Here is a 16336-nt window from a genome sequence, read left to right as displayed (position 1 = left end):
GGTCACGCGCCCAGCAGCGCCAGCGCCTCGGCGTTCTCCGAGCGACTCAGGAACAGCTCCTCGAGCTCGGGCGGCAGCTCGTCGCGGTGCGTGCCGGTCCGCCCCCGGCGGAAGAAACCGGGGTCGGTGGCGTGCAGCTCGGCGAACGACGGGATCGTCGCCCCCGGAACCAGCCGGAGCGGCAGCCCGAGCGCCGCGACGACCCGGGCGACGGCTCCGGCGGGATCGCGCACGAGCTCGTCGTAGCGCAGCGGAACGCGGTGCGGGACCGGCGGTCGCAGCCAGCTGAGCACGTTCTCGCCCCAGCCGCGGGCTCCGCGCGAGCCGTCGATCATCGACCGCAGCTCGGTCCGGAAGTCGTGGCCGTCCTTCTCGCTCTCCAGCCGAGCCCACGACACCAGCGCGTCGCGGCCGTCGCGGACCAAGCAGATCGCCCGATCGTCGTCGCGGACGTCCGCGTCGCGCGGGCGGTGGGTCTTGACCAGGTGCACCTCGCCCGAGGCGCGCAGCTCGTCGAGCGGCGCGGGACGGTCGCGGGCTCCGACGAGGGCGCGGCCCAGCCGCTCGGCGACGCCGTCGACGTCGTAGATGACGGACGTCTCCGCGGCGTAGAGCCGGTGCAGGACGATGCGCAGGAACGTGTTGCCCGACCGCGGATACGACGCCACCCAGACCAGCACGCCACCGACCGTACGACCGGCGGAGGGCTAGCGCTGTGAAAGATTTTATGCATAGGGTGAGGTTGTGAATGAAGGAGTGGTCAGCCTCTTCGCCGGGGTGCGGCTCACGCCCACTCAGCGGCGGATCGCGCACTGCCTCGTCGAGCACGCGGGCAAGGTGGCGTATCTGTCGGCGGCGGAGGTCGCGGACCTGGCGGGGGTGAGCCAGCCCTCGGTCACGCGCTTCGCCATCGCGCTGGGCTACGAGGGCTATCCGGCGCTGCGCCGGGTGCTGCGCGAGCTTGCCGGGGACGGCGACGGCGACCGGGGCGAGGACCGCAACGCCATGCAGCGGGCGGTGGCGGCCGAGGCGGTCCACCTCGGGCGGCTCTGCGAGCAGCTCGAACGGCTCGAGGACGTACGGCGGGGGGCCTCTCTGCTGGTGGCGAGCAGCACCCTGCCGGTGCTCGGGCTGCGGGCCGCGGCGCCGCTGGCGGGCTACTTCGGCTACTTCGCGAGCAAGGTGCACCCGGACGTGCGGGTGCTGGACGCGGGCGGCACGTCGCTGCTGGACCGGCTCGATCAGGCCCGCGCGAGCGGCGCCGGTGCGATGCTGGCGCTGGTGCTGCCGCGCTACCCGAGGGAGTCGCTCGACGCGGTCGCAGAGGCCAAGGCGATGGGGTACGCGGTGGTGGCGATCACGGACTCGGCGGTGAGCCCGGTCGGCGAGCACGCGGACGTCGTGCTGCCGGCCGCGGTGGGCACGCGGCTCGTGTTCGACCTGCACACGGGGCCGATGGCGATGGCGATGGTGCTGCTGCAGGCGATGTGCGACGCCGACCCCGAACCGGTGCAGCAGCGGCTGGAGCAGTTCGAGGCGGCGGCTGCCCGCCGGCAGATCTTTCAAGGGTGAGGAAGGGCGACATGTCGGAGATCCGGGCGCCGCGCGGCGCGGCGTACACCGCGAAGGGCTGGCCGCAGGAGGCCGCCAAGCGGATGCTGATGAACAACCTCGACCCGGACGTGGCCGAGCGCCCCGAGGACCTGGTGGTCTACGGCGGCACCGGCCGGGCGGCGCGGGACTGGCCGTCCTACCACGCGATCGTGCGTGAGCTCGACCAGCTGGCCGGCGACGAGACGCTGCTGGTGCAGTCGGGGCGGCCGGTGGGCGTCTTCCGCACCCACGAGTGGGCGCCGCGCGTGCTGATCGCGAACTCGAACCTGGTGGGTGACTGGGCGACCTGGCCCGAGTTCCGCCGGCTGGAGCAGCAGGGCCTGACCATGTACGGCCAGATGACCGCCGGCTCGTGGATCTACATCGGCACGCAGGGCATCCTGCAGGGCACGTACGAGACGTTCGCCGCGGTCGCCGCCAAGCGGTTCAACGGCTCGCTCGCCGGCACGCTCACGCTGACCGGCGGGTGCGGCGGCATGGGCGGCGCGCAGCCGCTGGCCGTGACGATGAACGGCGGCGTCTGCCTGATCGTCGACATCGACCCCACCCGCCTGCGCCGCCGCGTCGAGACGCGCTACCTGGACGAGATCGCCGACGACCTGGACGACGCCCTCGCGCGCGCCGTCGCCGCGAAGAAGGAGAAGCGCGCGGTCTCGATCGGCGTGGTCGGCAACGCGGCGCTGGTGTTCGGCGAGATCCTGGCCCGCGGGGTGGAGGTCGACATCGTCACCGACCAGACCAGCGCCCACGACCCGCTGTCGTACGTGCCGGTCGGCGTCGAGCTCGCGGACGCTGCCGAGTACGCCCGCACCAAGCCCGAGGAGTTCACCGACCGGTCCCGCGGCAGCATGGCCAAGCAGGTCGCCGCGATGGTGGGCTTCCTGGACGCCGGCGCCGAGGTGTTCGACTACGGCAACTCGATCCGCGGCGAGGCCAAGCTGGCCGGCTACGAGCGCGCCTTCGAGTTCCCGGGCTTCGTCCCGGCGTACATCCGGCCGCTGTTCGCCGAGGGCAAGGGGCCGTTCCGCTGGGCCGCGCTCTCGGGCGACCCGGCCGACATCGCCGCCACCGACAAGGCGGTGCTCGATCTGTTCCCCGACAACGAGCCGCTCGCGCGCTGGATCAAGATGGCCGGGGAGCGCGTCGCCTTCCAGGGCCTGCCCGCGCGGATCTGCTGGCTGGGCTACGGCGAGCGCGACAAGGCGGGCGTCCGGTTCAACGACATGGTGGCGAGCGGCGAGCTCAAGGCGCCGGTCGTGATCGGCCGCGACCACCTCGACTCGGGTTCTGTGGCCTCGCCCTACCGCGAGACCGAGTCGATGCTCGACGGCTCCGACGCGATCGCCGACTGGCCGCTGCTCAACGCGCTGCTCAACACCGCCAGCGGCGCGAGCTGGGTGTCGATCCACCACGGCGGCGGCGTGGGCATCGGCCGCTCGATCCACGCGGGACAGGTGTGCGTGGCCGACGGCACGCCGCTGGCCGGACAGAAGATCGAGCGGGTGCTCACCAACGACCCGGGCACCGGCGTCATCCGGCACGTGGACGCCGGGTACGAGTCCGAGGCCGCCGCGCACGTGCACATCCCCATGCGACAGGAGGCCCGGTGACGGCGACCTTTGCCGAGCTCTGGTCGGGAATCGCGCCGATCGGCCGGGTCCGCAACGGCTATCTGCGGTACGCGCTGGAGGAGCCCGAGCTCGTGCTACGCGACTGGTTCCGCAACCAGGCCGCGCGGCGCGACATGCCGGTGACCGACGACGGCAACGGCAACCTGTTCGCCTGGTGGGGTGACCAGTGGGGGCACGACGCCGTGCTCACCGGCTCGCACTTCGACTCGGTGCCGCACGGCGGCGGGTTCGACGGGCCGCTGGGCATCGTCAGCGGCTTCCTCGCCGTGGACGAGCTGCGCCGCCGCGGGCACGTGCCGCGGCGGCCGATCGCCGTGGTCGCCTTCGTCGAGGAGGAGGGCGGCCGGTTCGGCGTACCGTGCCTGGGTTCCCGGCTCCTGACCGGCGCGATCGAGCCGGCGCGGGCCGCCGCGCTGACCGACCGCGAGGGCATCACGTTCGGCGAGGCCCTCGGCGACACGCCCGCCGGCCGCCTGCCCGGGCTGACCAGCCGCATCGGGGCGCTCGTGGAGCTGCACATCGAGCAGGGGCGCGCGCTCGAGGTGCCGGTCGGGGTGGCCAGCGCGATCTGGCCGCACGGGCGCTGGCGGTTCGACTTCACGGGCATCGGCGACCACGCGGGCACGACCCGCATGGCGGACCGGCGCGACCCGATGCTGACCTTCGCGTACACGGTGCTCGCCGCGAACAAGGAAGCCCGGCTCAACGGCGCGCACGCGACGATGGCGCGCGTCGAGGTCGAGCCCAACGCCACCAACGCGATCCCGTCGCTGGTGCGCGGCTGGCTGGACGCGCGGGCGGCGGAGACCGGAACACTCGACACGCTGGTCGAGGCGATCGTGAAGCGGGCGCACGAGCGGGCCGGCCGCGACGGCACCGAGATCACCGTGACGCCCGAGTCGTTCAGCGCCGAGGTGACCTTCGAGGAGTCGCTCGCAGCGCGGATCGCCTCGCTGCTCGGCGACGTGCCCGTCCTGCCGACCGGCGCCGGGCACGACGCGGGCGTGCTGTCGGCGCACGTGCCGACCGCGATGCTGTTCGTCCGCAACCCCACCGGCGTCTCCCACTCCCCCGCCGAGCACGCCGAGGAGGCGGACTGCGTCGCGGGCATCGGCGCGCTGGCCTCCGTGCTGGGCGACCTCACATGACGGTCCACTTCGCCGAGTACGCGTGGACGGGCGGGCGCCTCGCCCGGGACGTCAGCATCGAGGTGACCGACGGCGTCATCACCGCCGTGACCACCGGAGCGCAGCGCTCGGGCACGTCCCTGCCCGGGCTCGTGCTGCCCGGGTTCGCCGACGCGCACTCGCACGCCTTCCACCGGGCGCTGCGCGGGCGCACGCACGCGGGCGGCGGCAGCTTCTGGACGTGGCGCGACCTCATGTACTCCGTCGCGGCCGGCCTGGACCCGGACAGCTACTACGCGCTCGCCCGGGCCGTCTACGCCGAGATGGCGCTGGCCGGCATCACGGCGGTCGGCGAGTTCCACTACCTGCACCACGGACCGGACGGCACCCCGTACGCCGACCCGAACGCGATGGGCCACGCGCTGATCGCCGCGGCCGCGGACGCCGGCATCCGGATCACGTTGCTGGACACGCTGTATCTGACGTCCTCGGTGGACGGCAAGCCGCTCGAGGGGGTGCAGCGCCGCTACGGCGACGGCGACCTGGACGGCTGGTCCGCGCGGGTCGCCGGCCTGCGCTCTGCTCCGCATGCGCGGATCGGCGCGGCGCTGCACTCGGTGCGGGCCGTCCCGGCGGACGTGATGTCGACGTTCGCGTACCGCACCGAGGGCCGGCCCGTCCACGTGCACCTGTCCGAGCAGCGCGCCGAGAACGAGCAGTGCCGGGCCGTCCACGGCTGCTCCCCCGCCGAACTGCTGGAGGCGCACGGCGTCTGGCAGCCGATGACAGTGGCCGTGCACGCCACCCACCTCACCGACCGCGACATCGACATCCTCGGTGGTCACCACGTGTGCTTCTGCCCGACCACCGAACGCGACCTGGCCGACGGCATCGGCCCCGCCCGGCGCCTGGCCGACGCGGGCGCCCGGCTGAGCTTGGGCAGCGACAGCCACGCGGTGATCGACCAGTTCGAGGAGCTGCGCGGGCTCGAGATGAACGACCGGCTCGCGACCGAGCGGCGGGGACGCTTCGCTCCCGCCGAGCTGGTCGCGGCCGCGGCGAACCACGGCGCGATCGGCTGGTTCGACGCCGGCGAGATCGCCGTCGGCAAACGGGCGGACTTCGTCTGCGTACGGCTCGACAGCGTCCGCACGGCGGGGACCGACCCGGCGCAGGCGGTGCTCGCGGCCACCGCGGCCGACATCACCCACGTGATCGCCGACGGCCGCACGATCGTCGCGGACGGCCGCCACACCGGCATCGACGTGGGAGAGGCGCTCGCGGCCGCCATCGCCCCGTTGACAGGCAGCCACGCGGCGGGGCGAGGCGGGCCGGCGTGAGCATTCTGATCGACAACATCGGCGAGCTGGTCACCAACGACGAGGGTGACGGGCTGCTGGGCCTGCGCCGCGACGTGGCACTGGCGGTGGAGGGCGACCGCATCGCCTGGATCGGCCCCGCGCGGCAGGCCCCCGCCGCCGATCAGCGCATCGACGCGGACGGCGCCGCGGTGCTGCCCGGGTTCGTGGACAGCCACGCGCACCTGGTGTTCGCCGGGGACCGGGCGCAGGAGTTCGGCGCGCGGATGGCGGGCGAGCCGTACACCGGGGGCGGCATCCGCACCACGGTGGCGGCGACGCGGGCGGCGAGCGACGACGATCTGCGGCGCAACGCGCGGCGGCTGGTCGAGGAGGCACGGCGGCAGGGAACGACGACCGTCGAGATCAAGAGCGGGTACGGGCTGAGCGTCGCCGACGAGGCCCGGTCGCTGCGGATCGCGCGGGAGCTGAGCGACGAGACGACGTTCCTGGGCGCGCACGTGGTGCCGGCCGGGCACGACCCCGACGCGTACGTCGATCTGGTGCGCGGCGAGATGCTGGACGCCTGTGCCCCGTACGCGACATGGGCCGACGTCTTCTGCGACCGCGGCGCCTTCGACGAGGAGCAGACGCGCGCGATCCTGCGGGCCGCCGCGGCCAAGGGGCTCGGTCTGCGGGTGCACGCCAACCAGCTGGCCGAGGGCCCGGGCGTACGGCTGGCCGTGGAGCTCGGGGCGGCGAGCGCCGACCACTGCACGCACCTGACGGACGCGGACGTCGCAGCGCTGGCCGGCTCGGACACGGTGGCCACGCTGTTGCCGGGCGCCGAGTTCTCGACGCGCTCGCCCTACCCGGACGCGCGCCGGCTGATCGGCGCGGGCGTGACCGTCGCGCTGGCCACGGACTGCAACCCCGGGTCCTCGTACACGTCCTCGATGCCCTTCTGCATCGCGCTCGCGGTGCGCGACATGCGGATGACGCCCGCCGAGGCCGTCCACGCGGCGACCGCCGGCGGGGCGCGAGCGTTGCGCCGCGACGACCTCGGACGGCTGCGCCCCGGCGCGCGGGCCGACCTCATGGTGCTCGGCGCGCCGTCCCACCTGCACCTGGCCTACCGGCCCGGCGTGCCCCTGATCAGGCAAGTTCTGCACAACGGAGTGCCGCAATGACAGTCACAGTCACAGTTCAGCCCACCGGCGTCACCCCCGCCGACGTGCTCGCGGTCGCCCGCGGCGACGCCCGCGTCGAGATCGCCGCCGAGACCGTGGCCGCCATGGCCACCAGCCGCGAGATCGTCGACCGCATCGAGGCCTCCGGCCGGCCCGTGTACGGCGTGTCGACCGGCTTCGGCGCCCTGGCGAACACCTCGATCGCCCCGCAGCGCCGCGCCGAACTGCAGCACGCGCTGATCCGCTCGCACGCCGCCGGGATCGGCGCGCCCATGCCGCGCGAGGTCGTCCGCGCCATGATGCTGCTGCGGCTGCGCTCGCTCGCGCTGGGCCGCTCGGGCGTACGCCCGGTTCTCGCCCAGGGCCTCGCCGACCTGCTCAACCACGACCTCACCCCGTGGGTGCCCGAGCACGGCTCGCTGGGCGCCTCGGGCGACCTGGCCCCGCTGGCGCACTGCGCGCTGGTGCTGCTCGGCGAGGGCTGGGTGCTGGGCAAGGACGGCGCCCGGATCGCCGCGGCCGAGGCCCTGCACGGCGCGGGGCTGCGGCCGCTGGAGCTGGCGGCCAAGGAGGGGCTGGCGCTCATCAACGGCACGGACGGCATGCTCGGCATGCTGCTGCTGGCCATCGACGACGCCGCCCACCTGTTCGCGATGGCGGACGTGACCGCGGCGCTCGCGATCGAAGCGATGCTGGGCTCGGAGCGGCCGTTCCTGCCCGAGCTGCACGAGATCCGGCCGCACCCCGGCCAGTCCGCGTCGGCCGCGAACATCCTCAGGCTGCTGCAGGGCTCGGCGATCATGGATTCGCACCGGGACGACCTGGCGCACGCGGTGCAGGACGCGTACTCGATGCGCTGCGCCCCGCAGGTCGCCGGCGCGGCCCGCGACACGCTCGACTTCGTGCGTACGGTCGCCGCGCGCGAGTTGGTGTCGGTCGTGGACAACCCCGTCGTGCTGCCCGACGGCCGGGTCGAGTCGACCGGCAACTTCCACGGCGCGCCGCTCGGGTTCGCCGCCGACTTCCTGGCGATCGCCGCCGCCGAGGTGGGCGCGATCGCCGAGCGCCGCGTCGACCGGCTGCTCGACGTCACCCGCAACCGCGAGCTGCCCCCGTTCCTGTCGCCCGACGCGGGCGTGAACTCGGGCCTGATGATCGCCCAGTACACGGCGGCCGGCATCGTCGCCGAGAACCGCCGCCTCGCCGCGCCCGCCTCGGTCGACTCGCTGCCCACCAGTGGCATGCAGGAGGACCACGTCTCGATGGGCTGGGCGGCCACCAAGAAGCTGCGCACGGTCCTGGACAACCTGACCAGCCTGCTCGCCGTCGAGCTGATCTCCGCCGTGCGGGGTCTGCAGCTGCGCGAGCCGCTGACCCCCTCCCCCGCGGGCCGCGCCGCGATCGCCGCGCTCGAGCCTGCCGCCGGCCGGCCCGGCCCCGACCTGTTCCTGGCCCCCGCCCTCGAGGCGGCCCGCGCGGTCGTCGCCGGCCGGGACCTGCGCGCCGCGATCGAGACCGCCACGGGAGCGCTGGTGTAGTTAACTGGCCACTGTGGATGGCAATGCAGTGGTCGTCGGCGCCGGGATCGCGGGGCTGACCGCCGCCCGGGTGCTCGGCGACCGGTACGCCCGGGTGACCCTGCTCGACCGCGACGAGCTGCCCGACCGGGTCGTGCCGCGCCGCGGCGTGCCGCAGGGCATCCAGCCGCACATTCTGCTCGCGGCCGGCCTGCGGCAGCTCGACACGCTCTTCCCCGGCTTCGAGGACAAGCTGATCGCCGCGGGCGGCACGAGGTTCGACACGGGCACCGGGCTGTGCACGTTCCGCCTGGGCCGCCGCTGGCCGTCCGCGCCGACCGGCATCGAGCTCGTGTCGGCCACCCGGCCGCTCATCGAGAGCCTCGTGCGCGACCGGGTGGCTGCCCTGCCCGGCGTGGTGATCCGCGACCGGGTGGCGGTGTCCGGGCTCGCGGGTTCGGCGGACGGGGTGACCGGCGTCGTGCTCGACACCGGCGAGACGCTGCCGGCCGACCTGGTCGTCGACTGCACCGGCCGGGGCGCGCGCTCGGACCGGTGGCTGACCGCGCTCGGCCTGCCCGCGCCGGCCCAGGAGGAGGTCAAGGCCGGGGTGACGTACTCGTCCCGGTTCTACCGCCGCCGGCCCGGCGACCTGCCGGACTGGCAGGCCGTGTTCGTGCTGCCGACCGCCCCCGGCGAGCGGATCGACGGGATCGCCGTGCCGGTCGAGGGCGACCGCTGGTTGATCGGGATCGGCGGATGGCACTTCCCCGAGGTGCCCACGGACGCCGAGTCGTTCGAGCGGTACGCGCGCGAGCTGCCCGACCCGATCCTCGCCGAGCTGCTGAGCCGGGTCGAGCCGCTGAGCGACCCGGTGGTGGCGAGGTTCCCGTCGTCGCGGCGGCGGCTGTTCGAGCGGATGGACAGCCCGCCGCCGGGATACGTGGCGCTGGGCGACGCGGTCTGCAGCGTGAACCCGATCTACGGGCAGGGCATGACCTGCGCGGCGCTGTCGGCCGGCGCGCTCGGCGTGGCCCTCGACAACCATCGGCGGCGGGCGGGTACGGCGATGGTGCGCGACTACTACGCCGCGGTGGCGCGGATCGTGGCGACGCCGTGGCAGTTCGCGGTGGGCGGCGACTTCGCGTACCCGCAGACGGTTGGTCCGCGCCCGCGGGGCATGAAGCTGCGCCACTGGTATTCGCGGCGGATCGCGTACGCGTCGCAGATCGACTCCGGCGTGAACCGGGTGTACATGCGGGTGCAGCAACTGCTCGATCCGCCGTCGGTGCTGACCAGGCCCGCGTTCGCCGTGCGGGTGTTGCGGATGGCGAGAAAGCGCAGGCGCGGATCGGGCCCGCTGCGTTAGCTTGCGGCGCATGAGCGACTACGACTTCGCGGCCCTGCAACGCACATGGCAGCCGGTGTGGGAGTCGCTCGACCTCTTCCGGCCCAGGGGCTCGGGGCCGCGGCGGTCGATGGTGGACATGTTCGCGTACCCGTCGGGCGACCTGCACATGGGGCACGCGGAGGCGTACGCGTTCGGGGACGCCGTCGCGCGCTTCTGGATCCAGCAGGGGTACGACGTGCTGCATCCGGTGGGGTGGGACTCGTTCGGACTGCCCGCCGAGAACGCGGCGATCCGGCGGGGCACGCACCCGGCCGACTGGACGTACGCGAACATCGAGACCCAGGCCGCGTCGTTCCGGCAGTACGCCACCTCGGTCGACTGGCGGACCCGGCTGCACACCAGCGACCCGTCGTACTACCGCTGGACGCAGTGGCTGTTCCTGCGGCTGCTCGAGCGGGGGCTGGCGGTGCGGCGGCGCTCGGCGGTCAACTGGTGCCCGGCCGACCGCACCGTGCTCGCCAACGAGCAGGTGATCGCCGGCCGGTGCGAGCGCTGCGGCGCGGCCGTGACCAAGCGCGACCTGACGCAGTGGTTCTTCACCATCACGACGTACGCGGACCAGCTGCTCGACGACCTGGACTCGCTGGAGGGGCACTGGCCGTCCGCCGTGCTGACCATGCAGCGGAACTGGATCGGCCGCTCCACCGGCGCGTACCTCGACTTCGGGCCCGTGCGGGTCTTCACCACGCGCCCCGACACCGTTCACGGCGCCACGTTCCTGGTGGTGGCGCCCGACTCGGAGGTGGCCGCGTCGCTGTGCACGCCCGGGCAGCGGCCCGCCTTCGACGCCTACCTGGCCCGCGTGCGGGCCGCGTCCGAGATCGAACACATGGCGACCGACCGCCCCAGAACCGGGGTCTTCCTCGGCGCGTACGGAACCCACCCCTTCACCGGCGCCCGCCTGCCCATCTGGGCCGCCGACTACGTCCTGCCCGGCTACGGCACCGGCGCCGTCATGGCCGTTCCCGCCCACGACACCCGAGACCGCGAGTTCGCCGACGCCTTCAACCTGCCCCACACCCCACCCTCTCCCGCCGCCGCACCTCCGCCCACCGGGCCTCCACCCGCCGCATCTCCGCCCGCCACGCCCTCGCCCACCACGCACTCACCCGCCGCATCTCCGCCCACCGCGCCCTCTCCCACCGCGCCCTCGCACGCCGCCGGCACGACCGCGCCGAGCGCCGACACTGCCGTGGGCCACGAGCGAGACGCAGCCATCGCGGCGGTCGTCGCGGAGGCCGAGGCGCGGGGAGTCGGCCACGCCGGGGTCACCTACCGGTTGCGGGACTGGCTGGTGTCGCGGCAGCGGTACTGGGGGTGCCCGATCCCCGTGGTGCACTGCGCGGCGTGCGGGGTCGTGCCGGTGCCCGACGACCAGCTGCCGGTGGTGCTGCCCGACCTGCGCGGCGCCGACCTCGCGCCCCGGGGCGTGTCACCGCTGGCCGCGGCGCGGGACTGGGCCGAGGTGGACTGCCCCCGCTGCGGCGGGCCGGCCGAGCGGGACACGGACACGATGGACACGTTCGTCGACTCGTCCTGGTACTTCCTGCGGTACTGCTCCCCCGCGTACGAGCAGGGACCCTTCGACCCCGAGGCCGTACGCCGGTGGATGCCCGTCGACCAGTACGTGGGCGGCGCCGAGCACGCCGTGCTGCACCTGCTGTACGTGCGGTTCTTCACCAAGGTGCTGCGCGACCTGGGGCTGATCGACTTCGGCGAGCCGTTCCGGCGGCTGCTCACGCAGGGCCAGGTCGTCCTGAACGGCGCGGCGATGAGCAAGTCCAAGGGCAACATGGTCGACCTGGGCGAGCAGATCGCCGCGCACGGGGTGGACGCGGTGCGGCTGACCATGGTGTTCGCGGGGCCGCCCGGGGACGACATCGACTGGGCGGACGTGTCGCCGTCCGGGTCGTCGCGGTTCCTGGGCCGGGTGCTGCGGCTGGCCGCCGACGTGACCTGCCCGCCCGGCGCCGATCCCGCGGCGGGCTCGCCGCAGCTGCGCCGCACCACGCACCGGCTGCTGCGGACGATCACGGATCTGATGGAGGAGCGCCGGCTCAACGTGGCGGTGGCCCGCGCGATGGAGCTGGCGAACGCGGCCCGCAGAGCTGTCGACGAAGGGCTGGCCGGCGATCCCGCCGTACGCGAAGCGGCCGAGGCGCTGGCCGTGGTGCTGTCGCTGTTCACGCCGTACACCGCCGAGGAGATGTGGGCGCGGCTGGGGCACGAGCCGGGCGTGGCCCGCGCCGGCTGGCCCGCCGTCGACCCCGCCTTGGCCGCCGAGACCACGGTGACCTGCGCGCTGCAGGTGAACGGCAAGCTGCGCGACCGCCTCACCGTGCCCGCCGACATCTCCGCGCGCGATCTGGAGGCTCTCGCCCTGGGCTCACCGGCCGTGGCGGGACGCGAGATCAGAAGGACGGTCGTGCGGCCGCCCACGCTCGTCAACGTCGTCACCGGCTGACGCGGCGGCGGACGATCCGGGGGGCTACGCGGCGGAGGACGCCTCCCACGGGCAGTCGGAGGAGTCGGGCTCCACCACGACGTATTTCGCGGCAGCGGCCGGAACGGCGGAGTCCTGCCCGGCCGGCAGCGGCTTGCTCGCGAAGACCACCGACAGCGCGACGAGCACGCCGGCCGCGAAGAGCGCGGGAATCCTCAGCTGCATGGCTTCTCCTCAGAGGCTCTCGGGTGGATGCGGCCTTCAACCATTGTCACCGATCGGTGCCCCCTCGGCAGCCCGCGCGAGCGTCGGATCCGCAGTCGATCTCATCACGCCCGCCCGAAAAACGAGGGAAAGACCGCGCCGGCCGGAGTCCGCCGCCTGCGCTGACCGAGGGAAGGACCGCGCCGGCCGGAGTCCGCCGCCGGAGCTATCCGCCGACCTCCCGCGCGATGACCTTGGAGAGCTCGCGGAACGCCTTGCCGCGGTGGCTGATCGCGTCCTTCTCGGCGGGCGAGAGCTCGGCGTTGGTGCGGTCCTGCCCGTCGCCCAGAAAGATCGGGTCGTAGCCGAAGCCGCCCTCGCCGCGCCGCGCACGCAGGATGCGGCCGGTCTGGCGGCCCTCGACCAGGTGCTCGCGGCCGTTGGGCAGCACCAGCGCGGCGGCGCAGACGAAGGCGCCGCCCCGGTGCTCGTCGGGCACGTCGGCGATCTGGCCCAGCACCAGGTCGAGGTTGGCCTGATCGTCGCCGTGCCGCCCGGACCAGCGGGCGCTGAACACGCCGGGCATGCCGTTGAGCGCGTCGACCGACAGGCCCGAGTCGTCGGCGACCGTGGGCAGCCCGGTGCGCTTGACGCCCTCGCGGGCCTTGATCAGCGCGTTCTCGCCGAAGGTGAGCCCGGTCTCGGGCACGTCGGGGTAGCCCTCGAAGTCGGCCAGGCCGGCCAGCTCGACGCGGCCCGCGCCGAGCGACGCGTCGAGGATGCGCTGGAGCTCTACCAGCTTCTTCTTGTTCGCCGTGGCGAGCAGCAGGCGGGCGCTCACGAGGCCAGCGCCTTCTGCTGCGCGGCGGCCAGCTCGGCGCAGCCCAGCAGCGCCAGGTCGAGCAGCGCGTCCATCTGGTCGCGGCGGAAGACGCCGTTCTCCCCCGTGCCCTGCACCTCCACGAAGTCGCCCTCGCCGGTGCACACCACGTTCATGTCGACCTCGGCGTCGACGTCCTCGACGTAGGCCAGGTCGAGGCGGGGCTCGCCCTCGATGATGCCGACGCTTACCGCCTGGATCGAGCGGTGCATCACCTTGTCGACCTTGCCGGCCAGCGACTTGCGCCCGGCCAGCCAGGTGACCGCGTCGTGCAGGGCCACGTAGGCGCCGGTGATCGCGGCCGTGCGGGTGCCGCCGTCGGCCTGCAGGACGTCGCAGTCGAGGACGATCGAGTTCTCCCCCAGGGCCTTGAGGTCGATGCAGGCGCGCAGGCTGCGCCCGATCAGGCGGGAGATCTCGTGGGTGCGGCCCCCGACCTTGCCCTTGATGCTCTCGCGGTCGCCCCGGGTGTTGGTGGCGCGCGGGAGCATGGCGTATTCCGCGGTGACCCAGCCGAGGCCGGAGCCCTTGCGCCAGCGGGGGACGCCCTCGGTGACGCTCGCGGTGCAGAGCACCCGGGTGTTGCCGAACTCGACGAGCACCGACCCCTCGGGGTGGATGCTCCAGTGCCGGGTCAGCGTCACCGGTCGCAGTTGGTCGGCCGCGCGGCCGTCGGGGCGTGCCATGCGGAGAACTTTATTAGGCCGCAGGCGTCTCCGCTGCGTCCGCCCCTCGCCCTGTGGACAACCCGCCCCGGCGGGGCTCCGCGGAGGGCCGCCCTGTGGACAACTCAGCCGAGCGTGGGCCCGGCCGGGCGGGGCACGGCAGGGCGCAGCACCGCGGCGGGCCGCTGCCGGCCGGCCATGGCGACCTCGGGCAGCGCGCCGTGCGCCCGCAGGAACCCGTCCACCGCCTGCGGCCAGCCGAAGCGCTCGGCACGGGCGCGGGCGGCGGCCCGGCGTACGGGCTCGGGGCGCTCCATCAGGCGGCGCACGCCGTCGGCGAAGGCCTCCGGCGTGCCGGGCACCGCGACGCCCGCGTCGCCCACCACCTCGGGCAGCGCGCTGGACTCGTTGACCACCACCGGGGTGCCGCAGGCCAGCGCCTCGAGGGCGGCCAGCCCGAACGTCTCGACCGGGCCGGGGGCGAGCACCACGTCGGCGCTGGCGAGCAGGGCGGCCACCGCCGAGCGGTCGGCGATGTGGCCGGCGAACCGCACGGGCAGCCGCGCCGCACGGTAGGCCAGCGCGGCCCGCCGTACGCCGTCTCCGGCCACCGCGAGCACCGCGGCCACCTTGTCGTTGCGCAGCGCCGCGATCGTGTCCACGGCCAGCTCAGGGCGCTTCACGCCGGACAGCCGGCTGCAGAACGCCACGAGCAGCTCGCCGGGGCGCGCGTAGCGGGCGCGCACCGACTCGTCGGCCCGGCCGGGGTGGAACTCGTCGAGGTCGACGCCGAGCGGCACCTCGATCAGGTTGGGCACGCCCAGCCGGCGGAACTCGGCCGCCGCGAACGACGTCGTGCAGATGATCTGGTCGAAGAACTCGGCCGTACGCAGGTTGAACTTGTCGGCCACGGAGTCGCGCTTGGGCACGCCCCACACGCCCAGCAGCCCGGCCAGGCTCTCGTGCGAGACCATCACCGAGCCGACGCCGCGCTGCCGGGCCCAGCCGCCGGTCCAGCGCAGGCTGGTGCGGTCGGACACCTCGAGACGGTCGGGCTCGAGGTCGTCGAGCAGCTTGGTGAGCTCGCGGCGGCCGGTCATGACGCGGTAGCCGCCGGTGCGCGGCAGCGGGGCGCTGGGCATCGTGATGACCCGGCCCTGCGGGGTCATCGTGTCGGAGCGCTCACGCCCGGGGACGATCAGGACCGCCTCGTGCCCGGCGCGCTGGTAGCCCTCGCCGAGGTTGCGAAGAGCCGTCCGCAGGCCACCCGAATGGGTTGTCACGAAGTTGGCCAGGCGAACGATGCGCATGCAAGAACTCCAAGATCACGATCCGCTGGTGCTCTCGTGCTCGGACCGCACCCCCGCCCCGGTCCCGGGCCTAGAGATCGTAGCGGGCACCCGGGCGCACGACCTCAACCGGTCCCGCATACGCGGCCACGGCGGCATCCACAATAGATGCCTCGCTGACCCAGGCGGGCACGAGATGCGTCAGCAGCAGCTTGCCGACGTCCGCCTTGGTGGCCGCCTCGCCCGCCTCGCCGCCGGTCAGGTGCAGGCCAGGGGGGTTGTCGGCGCCGTCGAGGTAACTGGCCTCACAGAGAAACAAATCCGCGCCCGCGGCGAGTCGCAGCAGCGGCTCACAGGGGGCGGTGTCCGAGGAGTACGCCAGAACCCGCCCGCCCTGCTCGATGCGGACGCCATAGGTCTCGATCGGATGGTTGACGCGGTCCACCGTGATCGCGAAGGGACCGATCGGGAACGTGCCCGGCTGCAGGCCGTAGAACGTGTAGACGTCGTCGATCGACTCGTTCTCCTGGCTGTAGGCGGCGGAGATCCGCTCGGCGGCGCCCGGCGGGGCGTAGACCGGCACGGGCGGCAGCGGCCCGGAGGGGTCGTAACGACGAACCACTATGTAGGTGCAGGCGTCCAGCATGTGGTCGCAGTGCAGATGCGTGAGGATGATCGCGTCGATCTTGTTCATGTCGGAGTAGCGCTGCAGCGCGGACAGCGACCCCGAGCCGAAATCGATCAACAGCCGGAAGCCCTCGGCCTCGACGAGATAGGCGGAACAAGCCGACTCGGGGCCGGGAAAACTGCCGGCACAGCCGAGAACGGTCAGTCGCATGCGGGTCCCTCTGGCTCACGCTGGGTCGAACACGCCCCGCCCGACCGGTCCGTGCTGAAGTCTTCAGACCAGTCAATCACGGAGCGAAGCGTACGCCGGGACCTGCGCGCCATGTAAATGTCTGATCGATTTGTCGCTAAATCGACAACGTACATCACACCGCCCGTGACCTCGGCCATTACTGCAATTCCCGTTACGTCCGGTGAGTCGTTTGCGTTGCACAACGTGA

14 protein-coding genes are annotated in these 16336 nt (G+C 73.6%); 8 read left to right on the top strand and 6 right to left on the bottom strand.

Annotation, left to right across the window (positions count from 1 at the left end; all coding sequences use genetic code 11):
• Window positions 1–2 precede the first annotated feature (2 nt).
• Window positions 3–680 carry a sulfotransferase domain-containing protein gene (locus ACSNN8_RS18655; RefSeq protein WP_436650477.1) on the bottom strand — a complete coding sequence of 226 codons (678 nt, stop codon included), beginning with the start codon at window positions 678–680 and terminating at the stop codon, window positions 3–5.
• Between the two features lie 64 nt (window positions 681–744).
• Between ACSNN8_RS18655 and ACSNN8_RS18650 the strand changes: the two genes are divergently transcribed.
• From ACSNN8_RS18650 to ACSNN8_RS18615, 8 genes are read left to right on the top strand one after another with little or no spacing between them, the layout of a single operon-like run.
• The gene (locus ACSNN8_RS18650; protein ID WP_436650476.1) at window positions 745–1572 is read left to right on the top strand and encodes a MurR/RpiR family transcriptional regulator; all 828 of its coding nucleotides are present in this window, start codon (window positions 745–747) and stop codon (window positions 1570–1572) included.
• An 11-nt stretch (window positions 1573–1583) separates the two neighbouring features.
• Entirely contained in the window at window positions 1584–3224 is a 1641-nt protein-coding gene (gene hutU / locus ACSNN8_RS18645) for a urocanate hydratase (protein WP_436650475.1), read from the top strand.
• Window positions 3221–4393: an allantoate amidohydrolase gene (locus ACSNN8_RS18640; RefSeq protein ID WP_436650474.1), complete on the top strand. Its 1173-nt coding sequence runs from the start codon at window positions 3221–3223 to the stop codon at window positions 4391–4393. Before hutU ends, ACSNN8_RS18640 begins: the two co-directional genes overlap by 4 nt.
• Window positions 4390–5712 carry a formimidoylglutamate deiminase gene (locus ACSNN8_RS18635; protein WP_436650473.1) on the top strand — a complete coding sequence of 441 codons (1323 nt, stop codon included), beginning with the start codon at window positions 4390–4392 and terminating at the stop codon, window positions 5710–5712. The genes ACSNN8_RS18640 and ACSNN8_RS18635 overlap by 4 nt, the downstream gene beginning before the upstream one ends.
• A complete protein-coding gene (hutI, locus tag ACSNN8_RS18630) occupies window positions 5709–6860 on the top strand; it encodes an imidazolonepropionase (RefSeq protein WP_436650472.1) in 1152 nt (383 codons plus the stop codon). The genes ACSNN8_RS18635 and hutI overlap by 4 nt, the downstream gene beginning before the upstream one ends.
• Window positions 6857–8398 (top strand): histidine ammonia-lyase, encoded by a 1542-nt coding sequence (gene hutH / locus ACSNN8_RS18625; protein ID WP_436650471.1) that lies wholly within the window; start codon window positions 6857–6859, stop codon window positions 8396–8398. Before hutI ends, hutH begins: the two co-directional genes overlap by 4 nt.
• A gap of 13 nt (window positions 8399–8411) precedes the next feature.
• A complete protein-coding gene (locus ACSNN8_RS18620; RefSeq protein ID WP_436650470.1) occupies window positions 8412–9746 on the top strand; it encodes an FAD-dependent oxidoreductase in 1335 nt (444 codons plus the stop codon).
• 10 nt (window positions 9747–9756) lie between these two features.
• Window positions 9757–12252: a leucine--tRNA ligase gene (locus ACSNN8_RS18615; RefSeq protein WP_436650469.1), complete on the top strand. Its 2496-nt coding sequence runs from the start codon at window positions 9757–9759 to the stop codon at window positions 12250–12252.
• Between the two features lie 24 nt (window positions 12253–12276).
• On the opposite strand, the gene ACSNN8_RS18610 is transcribed toward ACSNN8_RS18615, so the two are convergent.
• The 5 genes from ACSNN8_RS18610 to ACSNN8_RS18590 all read right to left on the bottom strand — a co-directional run bounded on the left by ACSNN8_RS18610 (window position 12277) and on the right by ACSNN8_RS18590 (window position 16107).
• Window positions 12277–12456 (bottom strand): hypothetical protein, encoded by a 180-nt coding sequence (locus ACSNN8_RS18610; RefSeq protein WP_436650468.1) that lies wholly within the window; start codon window positions 12454–12456, stop codon window positions 12277–12279.
• 205 nt (window positions 12457–12661) lie between these two features.
• Window positions 12662–13276 (bottom strand): RdgB/HAM1 family non-canonical purine NTP pyrophosphatase, encoded by a 615-nt coding sequence (gene rdgB, locus ACSNN8_RS18605; protein WP_436650467.1) that lies wholly within the window; start codon window positions 13274–13276, stop codon window positions 12662–12664.
• The gene (gene rph / locus ACSNN8_RS18600) at window positions 13273–14001 is read right to left on the bottom strand and encodes a ribonuclease PH (RefSeq protein ID WP_436650466.1); all 729 of its coding nucleotides are present in this window, start codon (window positions 13999–14001) and stop codon (window positions 13273–13275) included. The genes rdgB and rph overlap by 4 nt, the downstream gene beginning before the upstream one ends.
• A 104-nt stretch (window positions 14002–14105) precedes the next feature.
• Window positions 14106–15290, bottom strand: coding sequence for a glycosyltransferase (locus ACSNN8_RS18595; RefSeq protein WP_436650465.1), 1185 nt, complete (start codon window positions 15288–15290; stop codon window positions 14106–14108).
• A gap of 70 nt (window positions 15291–15360) precedes the next feature.
• On the bottom strand, window positions 15361–16107 hold the full coding sequence (locus ACSNN8_RS18590; RefSeq protein ID WP_436650464.1) for an MBL fold metallo-hydrolase: 747 nt from the start codon (window positions 16105–16107) through the stop codon (window positions 15361–15363).
• Window positions 16108–16336 lie beyond the last annotated feature (229 nt).

The organism is Actinoplanes sp. URMC 104 (assembly GCF_051386375.1).
Lineage (GTDB): Bacteria > Actinomycetota > Actinomycetes > Mycobacteriales > Micromonosporaceae > Actinoplanes.
This window is presented reverse-complemented; position numbering and strand designations above follow the sequence as displayed.